The following is a 16,325-nucleotide window of genomic DNA, read 5'->3' on the forward strand; positions in this document are numbered from 1 at the left end:
TCCGCGCCACCCCGGCCGTCCCCCGTTCGGCTCCGCCGCACCCGGAAGCCGCCCACCCGCTCCCGTCCCACAGGAGGACACCATGCACGGTCAACACTCCGGCGGCGGCGCAAGCCCGCGTACGGCCGCACCGGCCCGGCGCCATGACGTGATCATCCTGGGTTCCGGCATCGCCGGGGCGACCCTGGGCGCCATCCTGGCGAAGCAAGGCGTCTCCGTCCTGCTCCTCGACGGCGGAACGCACCCCCGGTTCGCCGTCGGGGAGTCGACGACGCTGTACACCCTGAAGGTGTTCCGGCTGCTGGCCCGGCGCTACGGCGTTCCCGAACTGGAGTCGCTCACCTCGTACGAGGGCATCCACGACGAGATCGCCCCGTCCTCCGGAACCAAGCGGCACTTCGGCTTCATCCGGCACGAGGAGGGCAAGGAGCCCGACCCGGCGGAGTTCCTCCAGTTCAGCCCGCCCTCGAAGGCGCTGCAGACCGGGCACCTGTTCCGCCAGGACACCGACGCGTACCTCTTCCACGCCGCGGTCCGCTACGGCTGCGACGTCCGCCAGGCCTTCCACGTCGAGGACGTGGAACTGGCCGAGGACCACGTCGCCGTGGCCGGGAAGGGCGGCGAACGCCACGAGGGCCGCTACCTGGTGGACGCCAGCGGGTTCCGCTCCCCGCTCGCCGGGCAACTCGGGCTGCGCAAGCCCCCCGGGGCGCTCAAGCACCACTCCCGCTCCCTGTTCACCCACATGCTGGGGGTCCGGCCGACCGACGAGTGCCTGCGGGTGGGACCGGAGGACGCGCCGCCGATCCCCTGGGTGGAAGGGACCATGCACCACCTCTTCGACCGCGGGTGGTTCTGGTCCATCCCGTTCAACAACGCACCCGGATCGAAGAACCCGCTGGTCAGCGTCGGCCTCACGCTCGACGAACGGAAGTACCCCAGGGACCACCGGGTCACCCCGGAGGAGGAGTTCCGCAGTTTCGCGGCGCGGTTCCCGGCGGTGGAGCGGCTCTTCGCGGACGCCAGGACCGTACGGCCGTGGGTATCGGCCGACCGGATCCAGTACGCCTCCGACAAGACGGTGGGGCACCGCTGGTGCCTGATGTCGCACGCCGCCGGCTTCATCGACCCGCTGTACTCGCGCGGCCTCACCAACACCGGCGAGGTGATCAACTCCCTTGCGTGGAGGCTGCTCGACGCCCTGGCGGAGGACGAGTTCGACGAGGAGCGCTTTCGGTACGTCGACGAGCTGCAGCAGGGGCTGATCCGCTACAACGACGAGCTCGTCAACTGCTCGTTCATCTCCTTCCAGGACCACTCCCTCTGGAACGCCGTCTACCGGATCTGGTGCGCGGCCGAGGTTCCGATCAACCTGCGCTTCGACCGGTTCACCGAGCGGTTCGCGGCCTCCGGCGACGACGGGGTGCTGCGCGCGATGGAGAACGCGGCCCACCCGGGACTTCCCGTGCCCGGATCCGCGGGTTACAAGGCGCTGTTCGACGAGATGGTGCGGCTCTGCGAGGCGGTCGACCGCGGGGAGCGCACCGCGGCCGACGCGGGCGGTGAGCTGCTGGGCGCGGTGGTGAGCGCCCCCGTGGTGCTGGACCACCTAGGACTGCGCGACCCCGGCCGCCGGTTCGTCTACCCCATGCCCGACGATCTGAGACGGATGGCGCACTGGCTGCGCCACGAGGGCCCCGGCGAACTGAGCTATCTCGTCGACGGCGTGGACGTGCACGGCGTGCCCCTCGCGGGACCGGCCGACGACGAGATGGCCCTGCCGCACTGACACGGTCGCACGGCACGGTTGCGCACGGCACGACGGAAAGCGGGCGGCTCCCACGGATGCGCGGGAGCCGCCCGCCGCGTACGGTCAGGTCCGCGCCCTGTCGTGGATGCGCCGGGTGAGGGCCCGGACCACGGAGCGCGGCGCCGCCCGCAGCAGCGGCAGCCTGATGCGGTAGGAGAGGCCCGGCACCGTGGACGCCCGTCCTGCCGCCACCGCGTCCAGTCCGGCGCGGGCGACCTGCTCGGACGTGAGCCACTTGATGTCGGGCAGGGCCGAGGCCGGCACGCCGGCCGCCTCGTGGAACCCGGAGCGAGTCAAACCCGTGTGCACGGTGGTGATGTGGACTCCGTGGCGGGCGACCTCCATGGACAGGCTCTCGCTTAGCGAGGACAGGAAGGCCTTGGAGGCCGCGTAGGTCGCGGACCGGGGCTTCGGCAGGACCGCGACGAGCGAGGAGACGTTCACGATGCCGCCGGCGCCACGGGCGATCATGCCGGGCAGGCACGCGCGGGACAGCCGCAGGGGGACGACCGCGTTGAGCACCGCGGTGTGCAGCTCACGCTCCACCGGCAGCTCCGCGAAGTAACCGGAGCCGCTCGAACCGGCGTTGTTCACCAGGAGCTCCACGGGCCGGTCGGCCTCGGCGAGCCGTTGCTCGGCCTCGGCGACCTGGCTCTCGTCGGTGAGATCGAGCTGCATCACCTCCACGTTCACCCCGTGCGCGGACTCCAGTTCCGCCGCGAGCCGCTTGAGCCGGTCGCCCCGCCGTGCGACCAGGACGAGGTCCACCCCTTCCCGGGCGAGCAGGCGGGCGAACCCCTCACCGATCCCGCTCGACGCCCCGGTCACCATCGCCGAGCCGTACGGAAATCGCCGCATGGCATTCCTCGAATCTCTTCGACAATTGATTTCATACGCCCGGACAGACTATCCACGATATCCAAGAACAGGCCAGCGAATAGTCGGAGAGAAAGACCGGACGGGGCCGATTTATTTCGACTTAAGCGAGGATTCATCGGCCGGTGATGAAATGCAGCCGCGTGACGGTCTCGATTCCCCGGGCCGCCACCCCCACTCCGTCCCCGTCTCCATGGAAATGGCTGGTGTCAGTCCCATGACGTCCTCCGCTCACAGACCCGATTCCGCGCCCGTCGCGCGCCAAGCGCCCGGAGAGGGACCGGCCCGGCTGGACTCCCTCACCGGACTGCGCTGGATCGCGGCCTTCGCCGTTTTCCTCTCGCACGTCAGCACCCTGCTGCCGATTCCCGGCGCCAAAGCCGTGTTCGGCCTGGGCTCCTCCGGAGTGACGTTCTTCTTCGTGCTCTCGGGCTTTGTCCTCACCTGGACGTACATGGCCGGCGACCGCGTCGGCCCGTTCTACGGACGCAGGTTCGCCCGCATCTGGCCGCTGCTGGCCGTCGGTGTGGCGGTCCCGCTCTTCCTCCAGCTCCCCGATGCGCGGCCGGGCCAGTCCGACACCCTGGTCCTGATGGCGCTCTCCGCCGTCCTGCTCTACCAGGCGTGGATGCCCAGTTACATCCTCGGCAGCACGAACCCGGTCACCTGGTCCCTCGCCTGTGAGGCCTTCTTCTACGCGATCTTCCCGTTCGTGGCGAAGTACACGGTCCGCCGCTCGCTGCGCTGGCTCGGCTGGGCGGCCGTGGTCCTCGTGGCGGCGGGCTGGGGCATCAAGCTGTGGCTCTGGGACGCTTATCCGCCCCAGGCGCGCCCCTCGTTCACGGGCATGGACGGCCTGATCTTCGGCACCTACTCCCCCATCGCACGGGTCTGGGAGTTCCTCCTCGGCATGGTCGCGGCGGCTGCGGTCCGCAAGGGCTGGCGCTCCCCCGTCGGCGTCCGGTCGGCCACCGCGCTGCTCGCCGCCGGCTTCTTCGGGCTGTGGCTGCTGCGTGACGAGACCTGGCGGCTGTACGTCCTCTTCGACGTCCTCGGCCAGGTGTCCGCCCCGCTGTTCGCCCTCGTGGTCGTCGCCGTGGCCCAGCGGGACCTCGCCGGCGGTGCGTCGTGGCTGCGGGCGCGGCCGATGGTGGCCCTCGGCGAATGGTCGTACGCCTTCTACCTTCTGCACTTCACCGTGCTCTTCGAGATCTCATCGTCGGTATTCGACAAGAAGAGCATCATCGAATTCTATATGCGTCCCGTCGAACCGAGCTGGTCGAATGCGGGCTGGGCGCTTCTCGCCCTATTCATCACCCTGGCCGTCTGCGCCCTTCTCTACCAGTTCTACGAGCGTCCGGTGGAGCGCCTGCTGCGCCGGCGGATAGGGCGGCGCACCGTACCCGTTCCGGCTCCTCGCACCGAGCCGGCGGCCGCACGGAGCCCGCGCGCCGAAAGCAGTTCCACGACAAGGGAATGAGGTACCCCGCATGACGACGCCAGGACCCCTCACGGACCCCTTCGACGTCATGTTCGTCGGGTGGTCCTTCTTCCGGGGCAAGCTCCTCACCGCGGCCATGGACCTGGAGGTCTTCTCGGTGCTGGGCGACGGACCGCTCGGCGCCGAGGAACTGTGCGCCCGTACGGGCCTGCACCCCCGCGGCGGCCGGGACTTCCTCGACGCGCTGGCGGCCATCGGCCTCCTGGTGCGGGCCGACGGCCGCTACGGCAACAGCCCCGGCGCCCGCGACCATCTACTGCCGGACGGCCCGGGATTCGTGGGCGGCTTCCTACGGATGACCAGCGAACTCATGGGCAGCGACCCGGACTCGCTCACCGGAATGCTGCGGGGCGGCGCCGCCCGCCACCAGACCGCCGGCGGTGAGGTCCCGTTCACCCGGATCTTCCACGACCCGGCCCGGCTACGGCAGTTCCTGTCGGCGATGGACGGCTTCAGCGGAGCCGTGGCCGGAGAGCTGGCGCACGCCTTCGACTGGTCCCGGTACGCGACCTTCAGCGACGTGGGCGGGGCGCGCGGCAACCTGGCGGCGCGCCTCGCCGCGGCGCACCCCGGGCTCACCGGCACGGTGCTGGACCGGCCGTCGATGGAGGAGCACTTCGACCGGCTCGTGGCCGAACGCGGGGTCGGGAAACAACTGGGTTTCGTGGGCGCCGACTTCTTCACCGCGGAGCTGCCGCGCGCCGATGTGGTGATCCTCGGCGGCGTGCTGCACGACTGGCCGATGGAGCGGCGCGCCCTGCTGCTGCGCAAGGCCTACGAAGCCGTCCACGACGGCGGGGCGGTCATCGTGTACGACACCATGATGGACGACGAGCGGCGGGAGGCGGAGCCCCTGATGCTCAGCCTCATCATGATGCTGCAGTCCGCACAGGCCGCGGGCTTCTCGCCGGCCGAGTGCGGTGCGTGGATGACGGAGGCCGGCTTCACGGTCGAACGGGTGCTCAGGCTGCCCGCGCTGACGACCGCCGTGATCGGCCGCAAGAACTGACACGAAAGCGCACCCGCTCCCGGACCAGTGGCCCGGGAGCGGGTGTTCCTCGCGTTGAATTCCTCACCGTAAGCACGTGTTTCGACACGCTTGAGCGGGGCAAGCCTGCCCGAACTCGCCAATCTGGGATAAGAACGAGCTGGATCCGACCGACATCGGCCAGGCTATTCTGGCCGACGACTGCACTGTCCATGAACTTCGGGGGAATACATGTCAGGCTCGCCTCGCATCACTGTCCTGCTCGTCGATTCGCACCCCATCTCGCTGACCGGGCTGCAGGCCATTCTCGACGGCTGCCCCGACCTGCGGGTGGCCAGTGTCGCCCAGGACGACGCCACCGCGGCCGCCAAGTACCGGGAGCTGCGGCCCGATGTCGTCATCATCAACGCGCACAAGAACGCCACACAGGCCCTGAAGAGCATAGACGCGCTGTCGCCGCCCCGTTCGACGCTCCCGCCCCCGAACGTCCTCGTCCTGATCGACGATGTGGGCGCGGCGGCGGACCAAGTGCTCCAGGCCGGCGTGAACGGCCTGTTGTCCAGTGGGAGCAGCGCACAGGAGCTCGCCGCCGCGGTCCGCATCATGGCCGCCGGCCGGTCCCTGCTCATCCCCAGGGCCCAGCAGGATTCGGGCGACTCTCCGCTCGATCCGCTGACCGATCGGGAAATCGACGTGTTTCGCCTCATGACGCGAGGATTCAGCAATGCCGAGATTTCAACGGAATTAGTGCTGAGTCAGAGCACCGTGAAATCTCATATCCAGAAAGTAATGGAGAAGTTGAGCCTTCGCAACAGGGTGCACGCGGTCATCTTCGCCTACGAGAAGAACATCATTCACGCCGGGCCGCTTCGCCCGGGCCCCGACCGGGAACCGGCCCGTCCGGCGCGAGCAGCTGCGCGATGACCCGCCGGGTGTCGAACACGTTCCGGTCCTCGACCACCAGCCCGTTCTCCACCCGCCACAGCTGGATGCCCTCGGAGAAGATCTCGCGCCCGGTGGGTGCCAGGCCGGCGAACTCCCCCACGTGCGTGCCGCGTGCGGTGTACCAACTCGCCACCCAGGGACCCTCCGTCACCTGAAGCCCGACGTCGACCCTGAGCCCGGCGAACGCGGCGCGCCGAGACCATACGCTCCGCTTGGGGCCGGCGGGGCCGACCCGTTCGCCGTTCAGCAGGAACTCGGGGGCGAAGATCTGGTCGGCGGCCTGCAGGTTCCCGCGGCTCCAGCCCTCGTCGAACCACCGTCGCGCGAGGGCCTTGTTGGCTTCCTGGACGCCCGCTTCCCCCTGCGCGCTCACGCCGCTCACCGGCCCGGCTCCGGGGAAACGGAGCGCGGCGGCGCACCCGCCGCGCGCAGCGCCGCGAGGCTTTCACGGCCGACGGTGTTCAGTTCCGGCACCGGCGACGCGGCGGCCCATTTCAGAAAGTCCGCTATCTGGCCCTGATCCGGGTGGATGAACCGCTGTTTCACGTCCTTCCAGCCGAATCCGTCGTGCACCGCGCCTGATTCCCTGATCTGATCGAGAATGAGGTCCGCCGCCGTGTCGCCGTCGATCAGCTTCGCCTCGTACTGGGCGCAGGCCTCGGCCGTCACGGCGAGCAGCGACTTGAATTCGTCGTTGTCCGGCCACCAGAGGCCGGTGTGGGGCGCCTTCTCCAGTGCGTCGAAGACGCTCGCGTCGCCGTCTCCGCGGAATTTCCGCAGGGCATTGTTGATGCGGAGGGTGCCGGGGGTGCTGCCGCTCCCCCAGACCCGGAACACCGCGTCCCAGAGGCGGAAGTGCGAGAAGGCGATGAAGGAGCAGTTGACGAGCGTGTCGTTGTAGTCGAGGAGTCCTTGTTCGAGCTCCTCGACGTGGCGGAAGCGCTCCTCCTCGAAGTCGTCGTCCGCGAGCGCTCCGAGCAGGCGCGGGGCGAGGGCGTGGATGATCTCGAAGGTGTTGGACATGCCGCGGGAGTACAAGGGGTCCAGGAAGCCCGCGGCGTGCGACATCAGGCACCAGCGCCGTCCCACCGTCTTGTTGGACGAGTACTGGAGCCGCCCCGTGGAGACCCACTCCCGGACCTTCCTGGCTCCCTCGAACTGCCGCTCCACCGCCGGGAAACGGCTGAGCAGCTGGTTGAACTCCTCCTCCGCCCCGATCCCTTCCGGCTTGGGGTACGTGCGCGGGTCGAGGGTGACCCCCACGCTGCACAGCGGATTGCGCGAGAGCTCGTGGTTGTCGAAGGGGATGATCCAGAACCAGCCCCGGTCGAAGAGGTGGTGCATGGTGCCGTTGTGCCACGGGACGGGCGGCCGGCTCTGCTCCGGTACCTCCAGCACGTCGTCGAAGGGGCGCACCCCGACCATGTGCGTGAACAGGGACCGCGAGTGGTGCAGGAAGCGTGCCGGTTCCTCGCGCAGGCCGAGGTGGTCCGCCAGCGGGGAGCGGAAGCCGCTCGCGTCCACCAGGTAGCGGGCCCTGACCACGTGTCCGTCGGTGCCGGTGACCGTGACGCCGTCCTCGTCGAAGTCGATCTTCTCCGCCCGCCACTGCTGACGGGTGTCGCAGCCGTATCCGACGGCCACGCGCAGCAGGTAGGCGTCGCTGTCCTGGCGGAAGAGGTGGCTCGCGGAGGTCAGCGCGTCGGGGATGACGAACTGGTGCGCCTCGTCCGGGTCGGGCTCCTGGCCCGGCCGGTGCAGCATGAATCCGAAGTGCTGCTTGCGGCCGAAGGTGTTGCTCACCTTCTGGTTGATCGTGGTCGCGTCGGTCAGTGCCTCGAACTCCGGTACGTCGAAGCGCTCGGCGAGCACCTGGAGCCAGGCGATGAGCTGGGGGATCATCGACTCCCCCACCGCGAACCGCGGATGGGTGCCCGCGTCGGCGATCAGTACGCTGGCCCCGCTGCGGGCCAGTACCGCGCCGAGGGTGGATCCGGCGATGCCGGACCCCAGGATCAGCACGTCGTGGCTGGGCCTCTGCGCGGACGCTGTGGGTGGTGCGGACTCGGTCGGTGTGGACACGGTCGGTTCCCTTCGCAGTCGTCTGGTAGCGGACGCCGTCTTGAGCCTGGCGGCCGCACGACCACCCTTGTCCATGCCGATGAAGGCGTGACAAAGCACGTGCAGGCCGGCCCGGCGCACCGCGCCGGCCTGCACCGCGGTCAGCCGCGGCCGCGCGGGCCCGCCGTCTGCGAGGGGGGAGCGGCGGTCGGCGTCGCCGCCTCGCCCCCGTCCCCTGCCGCCGCGTCACCGGCGGGGTCTGACCTCGGGCCGGCCGCTCGTCCGGGGGATGTGACGAGCAGGCGGCCCAAGGCGTTCGGGAACCACCAGTTGGACCGCCCGAGGAGGGTGACCAGGGCCGGGGTGAGGAGCCCCCGGACGATGGTGGCGTCGATGATGATGCCCGCCGCCAGCGCGGTGGCGAACACCTTCACGTCGGTGATGGGGATGCTGGCCAGTGCGGTAAAGGCGAGGAAGAGGATGAGTGCCGCGGAGGTCACGAGCCGGCCGGTCCGGCTGATGCCCGTCACGACGGAGGGGATCACCGTGTCGCGCACCCCCTTGGCGGTCAGCTCCAGATGGGTTTCGCGGATGCGGTGGAGGATGAACACCTCGTAGTCCATGGACAGCCCGAAGAGGAAGGCGAAGACCGCCATGGGGATCCAGATGGTCACCGCCCCGATCGCCGGGGTGTCGAACAGCGCCTCGCTGCCGTAGCCCTCCTGCCAGACGAGCACGACCACGCCGTACGCCGCGCAGGTGGACAGCGCGTTGAGGATCAGGGCCTTCACCGGAAGGACCACCGAGCGCAGGGTCCGGGCCAGCACCACGAAGGTGAGCAGGGCGACGAAGACGAGGATGAGCCCGAGGGATCCGTAGACCGCGTCGATGAAGTCGACGTCCTGGGCGGGTCCGCCGCCCACGAGCGCGCCGGGGGTCTCCCGTGCCGTGTCCATGACCGCCGTCACCGTGTCCCGGCCGTCGTCGCTCGACGGGTCGGCCTTGGTCCACACGTCGACGATGCGCTGGCCGCCGCGCTCCCAGTCCGCCGGGGCCACGGAGCCCGCGACGCCTTCGAGACCGCCGAGCCGACTGTCCATGGCGTCACTGCCACTGGCGTCCACGATGACCTCGAGGGGGCGTGCGATGCCCTCGCCGAAGCCCGCGTCGACGATCCGCTGGAAGGCCGCTGCGGGCTGTCCGCCCTGAGCGAGCGTCACGGTGGCCGGCTGCCCGAGCTGCAGGGCGAGTACGGGCGCCGCCAGGGCCAGCAGCAGGGCACCGCTGATCACCGCGGTGAGCGCGGGACGGCGTGTGGTGACCCCGGCGATCCGGCCCCACATCTTGCTGTCCGGGCGGTGCGCCCGGCGCGGCCGGTCGAGCTTGTCGCCCCACGAGTACAGCAGGACGGGCAGCAGGGTCAGGGCGACCGCGACGCTGACGAGCGGGATCAGCAGACCCGCGTAGCCGACGCTGCGCAGGAAGGGGACGGGCAGGACCACGAGCGCGGCGAGCGAGATCGCCACGGTGGCGCCGCTCAGTGCGACGGCGTGGCCCGCACTGGCCACGGAGCGTACGACCGCCTCGCGGCGTGCGGCGGGATCGGGGCCGTCGGCACCGGGCTTCTGCCGTTCCTCGCGCCAGCGGGTGACGACGAGGAGGGCGTAGTCGATGGCGATGCCAAGACCGATGAGGGCCACCAGGAACTGGACGATGAACGAGACGTCGGTGACCCCGGTGATGCCGCGCACCAGCAGGAACGTGGTGGGGATGGCGACCGCGGCCATCAGCAGGGGAACGATGGCCAGGCCGCTGGTGAAGACGAGGCCGAGCACGACCAGCGCACCCAGGGCGCCGATCAGCGTCTCGTAGATCGGGCTGCGCTGGGCTCCGCTGTCGCGGCCGGACAGGACGGGCTGGCCCGTCAGCTCGACCGGGGCGCCCGCGATCTTCGCCTGCTCGACCGTCTGCTTGATCGCCGGGAGCGACTGCTCGTAGGGGATGTTGGTGCGGTTCGCCGGCGGGTAGACCAGCGCGACGGTGGTGCGCTTGTCCCCGGAGATCAGGGAGTCGTCGCCGGTGTTCGCGTAGGACACGCTGCGGCCGCCCTGCGGGGTGACCTTGGCGATCAGGTCGCCCCAGGCCTTGCGGACGTCCTCGCTGTCCGCGGTCGTGCCGTCCGGCACGGTCACCACGAGGAGCAGCGGGGCGTTCTTTCCTCCGGTCTGGGAGAAGCGCTGGGCGAGGGTGTCGTTCGCCACCTGGGCCGGCTTGTCCGGGAGGCGGGACTCGAACGAAAGCTTCTCGATCGTGCTGCTGGACAGGGCTCCACCGACCAGGGTGAACGCCACCCAGACCAGGACCACGGGCAGCCGATGGGCTAGCACCCATCGCGTCATGCGCTCCACGACACACCTCCTGTAGCGACGCTATTGTGTAGCCACGCTACACATGAGTGGTCAACGTAGCCCCCCGGTGGGGCGACCGCAACACAAAACCGTGACCCGACAGGGAAGTTGCCGGAGCGCGGACCCGGCCCCGGACACACGAAGAGCCCCCGGTGGGGGCGGCGTCCATGGACGCCGCCCCCACCGGGGGCTCTGATCGCGCTGTTACGCGGCATTACGCGGTATTACGCGGTGTTATGCATGGTTGCGGATTGCTACGGGGATCCGGCTCCCCGCATGACCGAGAGGAATCGCTTCAGCGCCAGTCCGAAGTAGGCGCCGGCCAGGAGGGTCAGGGTCGCCGCGATGGAGACCATCGGCCAGTCCAGGGACTCGGGATGGCTCAGCCCCCGGTTGAGCATCAGCAGGATCAGCGCGACCAGCACCGAGAGCAGTCCGATGAGGGCCGCGAGCGTCCCGGTCGTGACCCCGCGGTCCCGCCGGGCGTCCGCCGCCTCGATTCCACTGCCCTTGCGAAGGCCGGAGACGGCTCCCGCCAGGGAGAGCACACAGCCGAACGCGACGACCGACAGCCCCAGCAGCAGCAGCGGCGGATGCCGGTACGCCCAGGGACCGGCCGGGCCCCCGAGCATGGCGGACGCCCAGGTCGCCGCGAGCAGCGGCATCGCGCACACGGCACGCGCGGACAGGCGGTTGGCGCTGATGCGCAGCGTGGCGTCGTTGTAGGCCCGGGCGACCTCGGTGGGCGGCCCCCACTCCTGGACGGCCCGCTGCGCGGCCTCCTCGACGTCGGGACAGAGCTCCAGATTGCCCTCGGTGGCGCATTCCAGGCCGTCCAGCACCTCGTCGAGGATCGCCGACCGCCTGGAGGACGGTCCGACGAGGTGCTCGGCGATGTGCTCGGTGTAGCGCTGTAATACCGCCGCTTCCGTCACGCCCCGCCTCCCAGCACCACCGAGATGACCGAGGAGACCTCCTGCCAGGCCGTGCGCTTGTCGGCCAGGGCGCGGCGTCCGGCCGGGGTGAGGAAGTAGTTGCGGCGGCGCCGGCCGTTGAACGTCGACCACTCGCTGCCGACCAGCCCCGCGGCCTCCAGCCGGTGCAGGGCCGGATAGACCGTCCCCGTGGGCAGGTTGATCGCCTCACCGCTGCGCCGCTTGAGCTCTTCGATGACGGCATAGCCGTGCTGCTCTCCGGGCTCCAGCACCGACAGCAGCATGCCTTCCAGGTTGCCTCGCAAGGTCTCCGCCTTCATGTCGCCACACTACACATCGGGGCCGGAATCGGACCCGGCGCTTTCGGCCGCCCGTCCCGGCCGTCGTGGCTGTCGCGGCCGGCCTGGCCGGCGTGGCCGTCGTGGCCGGCGTGGCCGTCCGCCGTCGGCGCCCGTACCGTCGGCGGCCGGGCCCGTCTCCAGCGGGTCGGTCCCGATCTCCGGCGGGAGGTCCTTGCGCGCCCTCACTCCCAGCTTCCGGAAGATGCGCGTGAGGTGCTGTTCCACCGTGCTCACCGTGACGACGAGCAGCTCGGAGATCTCCTTGTTGGTGTGCCCGCCCACGGCGAGCGCGGCCACGCGCCGTTCCGCTTCGCTCAGCAGCTCCAGAACGTCGGCGCCGCCGTCCGGTCCGCCGTCCGGTCCGCCGTCCGGTCCGTGGCCCGGTCCGGGGCCCGGTCCGTGGCCAGATCCGTGGCCAGATCCGGGGCCAGATCCGCGGCCAGATCCGCCGTCCGCGGTCCGTCCTGCGCGTGGCCCCAGACGGTGCAGCTCCGCCGCGAGTACGGTCGCCAGCGGTTGCGCCCCGCACCGCCCGGCGAGCCTCGCGGCCATCTCGAACACCGCCCGGGCCCTGTCCGGCCTGGCCTCCCGGAGGTGGGCGCGGCCGAGGTCCGCCAGGGCGCCGGCCGTCTCCAGCGGGTCACCGGCCGCGCGCAGGACGCCCACGGCTTCGGTCAGCAGGGCCGCACGCTCGGCGACGTCCGCGGTGGCGGCGAGGACCCGCAGGGTGAGCCCGCGGGTCCGGGTGCCTTCCGGTCCGGTGAGGGCGAGCTGTTCGAGGGCCAGGGCCCGGGCGGCGGCCTCGTCCCCCAGTGCAAGGTGTGCGCGGGCCGACTCCGTCCGCCAGGGCACCAGGGCGGGCCGGTCGCATCCCCAGCCGCGCATCAGCCCGGCGCAGACCGCGAAGTCGCCGAGGGCCTCGTCGGGGCGCCCGGCCTCCAGGTGGTGGCGGCCCCGGGCGTGCAGGTAGTCCAGCCCGAAGCGGGTCGAGAACATCCCGTCCGGTACCGGCACGGAAAGGTGGCGCACGGCCGCCTCGTGGTCGCCCGTCTCGGTGGCGGCCCGGACCAGGACCGACAGCGGCCCGCCCAGACCCGCGCCCCAGCTCTCCGCCGGGACCAGGGCCAGCGCCGCCTCGGCCAGCCTCCTCGCGGCGCGGGGATCCCCCTGGCGCAGCCGGATGCCGGCCAGTAGCGCGGTGAACTCCGCCTCCCACAGCGGAACCCGGCGGCCACGGGCCTCGGCCAGCAGGGGTTCGCACCAGCTCTCGGCAGCCTCCAGCCGCTCGGCGAGGACCAGCGCCGTGACGGCCGACACGATCCACTCCTGGGTGTGCCCGCCGAGCCGCATGCCCCGTAGGGCCTCCTCCGCATCGGCGGCCCCCGGGGCGCCGGGGCCGTGGGCGAGCACGTCGGACAGGGCCGCGGCGGCCCGGATCCTGGCATCGCCGCCGATGGACACGGCGCCGGTCCCGGCACCGGCGGTCCCTGCGCCCGCGAGCCCGGCACCCGCGAGCCCGGCGTCGGTGAGCCCGGCGTCGGCCGTCCCGGCTCCGGCTGCCGTGGGCCGGCAGGCCGCCGACAGCAGCCCGCGGGTGGCGCGTACCTCCTCGGTGGTCGCCCGACCGGGGTCCGGGCCCTGCCCGGGACCCCGCGTTCGCCCCGCCGCCTCCACGGCCTCCACGGCCTCGACCGCCTTCTCGAACCGGCCGTGCCACAGCAGACGTCTCGCCAGCGCCAGAGCGTGCCGGCCGGGAAGCCTGCCGTCGCGCAGCGCACCGGTCAGCTCGCCGAGGTGCCGGGTGCCGAGCCTCGGATCGAGGGTCCAGGCGAGGGCGGCCAGCCGCGCCCTGAGGACCACCCGTTCGCCGTCGTCGCGGCTCACGGCGAGGGCGAGGTCCAGGCAGTCGTGCGCGTCCTGCGGTCGGCCGGCCTCCAGGTGGCGTTCCGAGGCCTCCTCCAGTACGGGCACCGCCCAGGAGGGGTGTTCACGCCCGGCCGCCAGCAGGTTCGGCGCGATCCGCAGGGCGATCGCCCCGTCCTGGTGGAGCAACTCGGCAGCCCTGCGGTGCAGTTCCCGGCGGGCCGGCTCCGACAGGCCCCGCAGCACCGCCGATCGGGCTACGGGGTGCCGCAGGCGCCCGCCGTCGAGGAGCCCGGCCGCTTCCAGCGCTCCTCGGCACTCCTCGACGGCCCGGGCCTCCTCGTCGAGCAGCCGGGCCGCGAGCCCGGTGTCCGCCTCCGCGCCGTCGAGTGCGGCCAGCACCCGGGCCAGCCGTACGGCGAGGGGGCCGGCACGGTGCAGGCAGCTCAGCACGGTGTCCGCGTAGGACCCGGCCACGACGGGCTCGTACGGGGCCGCGCCCGGCGGGGCGGAGTGCCGCTGGTCTTCCGCGAGGGCCCGGACGAGCAGGGGATTGCCGCCGCTGATCCGGTGGCAGCTCCCGGCCAGGGCCGCGGCGGCCCGCGCCCCCAGGTGCCCGGCCAGCACGGTGGCCACCGCCGCCGGGGACAGGGGCTCCAGGACGATCCGGCGGTAGTGCGGCTGCCGCAGCAGTTCGGCGTGCAGCTGCGGTTGGTCCGATCGCGACGGCGTGCGCTCGGCGGCCACCAGGGCGACGCGGGACGAGCGCAGGATCCGTACCAGCTGGAGGATCCAGTGCAGGGAGAGGGGGTCCGCGAACTCGATGTCGTCCACGCACAGCAGGACCGGTGTCCGCTCGGAGGTCCGGAGGATCCCGGCGGACAGCTCGTGCAGGGCCGCGGCGCCCTCCGGGTCGGGCGGCCACCGGGCCGGGGCAGCGCCCCGGCCCGGCTCACGGGCAACACCACCGGCGAGACCATCGGCGAGGCCCACGGGCACGTCCGCGTACGTGAGCAGTTGGCGCAGTACGCCGCCCTGCACGCGGCGCTCCGGCCCGGAGCCGGTGGCCCTCAGGACGAGGAACCCGCGCCCGGCCGCGACGTCCCTCAGCGCATCGAGCACCTCGGTGCGTCCGCAGCCGATGCCCGCCTGGACGAGCGCGACGCTTCCCCGTCCCCGGGAGCTCTCGTCGAGCACCCCGACGAGTTCGGCGAGTTCACGATCCCGCTCAGCCAAGCGCACGGCTGCCCCGTCCCGCGCTGCCGACACCCTCCTCGGGTCCCTTGTCGTCCTGGGGTCCCGCCTCCCCCGCGGCGCCCTCCCCCGCCGCGCCCTCGGGCGCGGTGCCCTCGACCGATGCGCCGGACGTCGGCGCCGGGCCGCCCCTGGCGCCGATCAGGGACAGCAGCGGTCCCGTCATCGCCGTCGTCACCAGCGCCATCACGACCATCAGCGAATACAACGAGCCGTCCAGCAAGCCGAGTTCCAGACCCACTCCGAGGATGACCAGCTCGGTCAGGCCCCTGGTGTTCATCAGCGCCGCCAGGGTGGCGGAGTCCCTCTTGTCCAGGGCCTGCGAGCGGGCACCCAGATAGGTGCCGCCGAACTTCCCGCCGACCGCGACGAGCAGGATGACGCCGAACTCGGTGAGGCCTTCCAGCCCCACGCCCCGCAGATCCACCTTGAGGCCCGCCACCACGAAGTACACGGGGAGCAGCAGGGAAGTGATCTGCCCGGTGCGTTCCAGGATCTTCTCGCGCAGTACGTCCACACCCTCGCGGGGCATCAACGCACCGAACAGGAAGGCGCCGAAGATGTAGTGCATCCCCATCGCTTCGGTGGCCGCCGCCGAAAGGAGGGCCCCGACGATCACGAGGGACAGAATCGTCTGGGTGAGGGGCTTCTCGATGCCGCCCGGCGCGAACGCCCTGCGCAGCAGCGGGCGTACGGCCAGCAGCACTCCCGCGAACGGGATGAGCAGGGCCACCAGCCAGTAGCCCTCGGCCCCGCCGGCCACCGCCTGTACGCCGCCGAGGGCCGACCAGGCCACGACGTCGACGACCGCCGCCGTGGCCAGCGCGAGGCCTCCGATCGCCGTACGGGACAGCCCCCGGCTGTCGAGGATGCGGGCGAGGACGGGAAACGCGGTCACCGATACCGACAGGCCCACGAACACCACGAACGCGGCGCGCTGTTCGGTGGGGTGGTTGCGCAGCAGGTAGAGGGCGAGGAGGGTGCCGAGGGCGAACGGCACGAGGGTCGACCCGACGGCCGCTCCGATCGTTGCCCGGGCCCTGCCCCGCAGCAAGCGGTGTTCCAGTTCCAGACCGACGACGAACATGAACAGCGCGACCCCGACGTTCGCCAGGCCGGCCAGCAGGGGCCGTACGTCGGCCGGGAAGAGGTGGTCCGCGACCAGGTCGCCGAAGAGGGTGGGCCCGAGGAGGATCCCGGCGAGGATCTCACCCACGACAGGGGGCTGGCCGACGCGGGCGGCCAGCGCGCCCAGCCCGCGGGCGAGCAGCAGGATCAGCGCGATGTCCAGGAGTAACAACTGCACTTGATGACTGGTCATTTGGGTACAGACCTCGATCTGC

12 protein-coding genes are annotated in these 16,325 nt (G+C 71.5%); 4 read left to right on the plus strand and 8 right to left on the minus strand.

Annotated elements, in window-relative coordinates; all coding sequences use genetic code 11:
• Nucleotides 1-82: 82 nt before the first annotated feature.
• Nucleotides 83-1,789: an NAD(P)/FAD-dependent oxidoreductase gene (locus ACIQV3_RS09940; RefSeq protein ID WP_403711538.1), complete on the plus strand. Its 1,707-nt coding sequence runs from the start codon at nucleotides 83-85 to the stop codon at nucleotides 1,787-1,789.
• 84 nt (nucleotides 1,790-1,873) lie between these two features.
• Here ACIQV3_RS09940 and ACIQV3_RS09945 read toward each other — a convergent pair whose 3' ends face one another.
• Nucleotides 1,874-2,668: an SDR family NAD(P)-dependent oxidoreductase gene (locus tag ACIQV3_RS09945; protein WP_403711540.1), complete on the minus strand. Its 795-nt coding sequence runs from the start codon at nucleotides 2,666-2,668 to the stop codon at nucleotides 1,874-1,876.
• A gap of 235 nt (nucleotides 2,669-2,903) precedes the next feature.
• On the opposite strand from ACIQV3_RS09945, the gene ACIQV3_RS09950 reads away from it, so the two are divergent.
• The 3 genes from ACIQV3_RS09950 to ACIQV3_RS09960 all read left to right on the plus strand — a co-directional run bounded on the left by ACIQV3_RS09950 (nucleotide 2,904) and on the right by ACIQV3_RS09960 (nucleotide 6,099).
• A complete protein-coding gene (locus ACIQV3_RS09950) occupies nucleotides 2,904-4,166 on the plus strand; it encodes an acyltransferase family protein (protein WP_403711542.1) in 1,263 nt (420 codons plus the stop codon).
• 10 nt (nucleotides 4,167-4,176) lie between these two features.
• Nucleotides 4,177-5,196, plus strand: coding sequence for a methyltransferase (locus tag ACIQV3_RS09955; protein WP_403711544.1), 1,020 nt, complete (start codon nucleotides 4,177-4,179; stop codon nucleotides 5,194-5,196).
• A 210-nt stretch (nucleotides 5,197-5,406) separates the two neighbouring features.
• Nucleotides 5,407-6,099, plus strand: a complete 693-nt coding sequence (locus tag ACIQV3_RS09960) for a response regulator transcription factor (protein ID WP_403711546.1) — start codon at nucleotides 5,407-5,409, stop codon at nucleotides 6,097-6,099.
• On the opposite strand, the gene ACIQV3_RS09965 is transcribed toward ACIQV3_RS09960, so the two are convergent.
• The 7 genes from ACIQV3_RS09965 to ACIQV3_RS09995 form a co-directional block, all read right to left on the minus strand.
• On the minus strand, nucleotides 6,026-6,493 hold the full coding sequence (locus tag ACIQV3_RS09965; protein WP_403711548.1) for an ester cyclase: 468 nt from the start codon (nucleotides 6,491-6,493) through the stop codon (nucleotides 6,026-6,028). The genes ACIQV3_RS09960 and ACIQV3_RS09965 overlap by 74 nt on opposite strands.
• Before the next feature lie 5 nt (nucleotides 6,494-6,498).
• A complete protein-coding gene (locus ACIQV3_RS09970; protein ID WP_403711550.1) occupies nucleotides 6,499-8,202 on the minus strand; it encodes a tryptophan 7-halogenase in 1,704 nt (567 codons plus the stop codon).
• A gap of 140 nt (nucleotides 8,203-8,342) precedes the next feature.
• Nucleotides 8,343-10,580 carry an MMPL family transporter gene (locus ACIQV3_RS09975; protein ID WP_403711652.1) on the minus strand — a complete coding sequence of 746 codons (2,238 nt, stop codon included), beginning with the start codon at nucleotides 10,578-10,580 and terminating at the stop codon, nucleotides 8,343-8,345.
• A gap of 263 nt (nucleotides 10,581-10,843) precedes the next feature.
• Nucleotides 10,844-11,524, minus strand: coding sequence for a hypothetical protein (locus ACIQV3_RS09980; protein WP_403711552.1), 681 nt, complete (start codon nucleotides 11,522-11,524; stop codon nucleotides 10,844-10,846).
• A complete protein-coding gene (locus ACIQV3_RS09985) occupies nucleotides 11,521-11,844 on the minus strand; it encodes a PadR family transcriptional regulator (RefSeq protein ID WP_403711554.1) in 324 nt (107 codons plus the stop codon). The genes ACIQV3_RS09980 and ACIQV3_RS09985 overlap by 4 nt, the downstream gene beginning before the upstream one ends.
• Before the next feature lie 9 nt (nucleotides 11,845-11,853).
• The gene (locus ACIQV3_RS09990) at nucleotides 11,854-14,964 is read right to left on the minus strand and encodes a LuxR C-terminal-related transcriptional regulator (protein WP_403711556.1); all 3,111 of its coding nucleotides are present in this window, start codon (nucleotides 14,962-14,964) and stop codon (nucleotides 11,854-11,856) included.
• The gene (locus ACIQV3_RS09995; protein WP_403711558.1) at nucleotides 14,957-16,303 is read right to left on the minus strand and encodes a cation:proton antiporter; all 1,347 of its coding nucleotides are present in this window, start codon (nucleotides 16,301-16,303) and stop codon (nucleotides 14,957-14,959) included. The genes ACIQV3_RS09990 and ACIQV3_RS09995 overlap by 8 nt, the downstream gene beginning before the upstream one ends.
• Between the last annotated feature and the right edge of the window lie 22 nt (nucleotides 16,304-16,325).

The sequence above is a fragment of the Streptomyces sp. NPDC099050 genome (assembly GCF_044759865.1).
Lineage (GTDB): Bacteria > Actinomycetota > Actinomycetes > Streptomycetales > Streptomycetaceae > Streptomyces.

Coding starts and splice junctions, on each gene's coding strand:
- ACIQV3_RS09975 (WP_403711652.1), bottom strand. CDS start 10,580: ATGACGCGATGGGTGCTAGCCCATCGGCTGCCCGTGGTCCTGGTCTGG.
- ACIQV3_RS09950 (WP_403711542.1), top strand. CDS start 2,904: ATGACGTCCTCCGCTCACAGACCCGATTCCGCGCCCGTCGCGCGCCAA.
- ACIQV3_RS09995 (WP_403711558.1), bottom strand. CDS start 16,303: ATGACCAGTCATCAAGTGCAGTTGTTACTCCTGGACATCGCGCTGATC.
- ACIQV3_RS09940 (WP_403711538.1), top strand. CDS start 83: ATGCACGGTCAACACTCCGGCGGCGGCGCAAGCCCGCGTACGGCCGCA.
- ACIQV3_RS09945 (WP_403711540.1), bottom strand. CDS start 2,668: ATGCGGCGATTTCCGTACGGCTCGGCGATGGTGACCGGGGCGTCGAGC.
- ACIQV3_RS09960 (WP_403711546.1), top strand. CDS start 5,407: ATGTCAGGCTCGCCTCGCATCACTGTCCTGCTCGTCGATTCGCACCCC.
- ACIQV3_RS09985 (WP_403711554.1), bottom strand. CDS start 11,844: ATGAAGGCGGAGACCTTGCGAGGCAACCTGGAAGGCATGCTGCTGTCG.
- ACIQV3_RS09955 (WP_403711544.1), top strand. CDS start 4,177: ATGACGACGCCAGGACCCCTCACGGACCCCTTCGACGTCATGTTCGTC.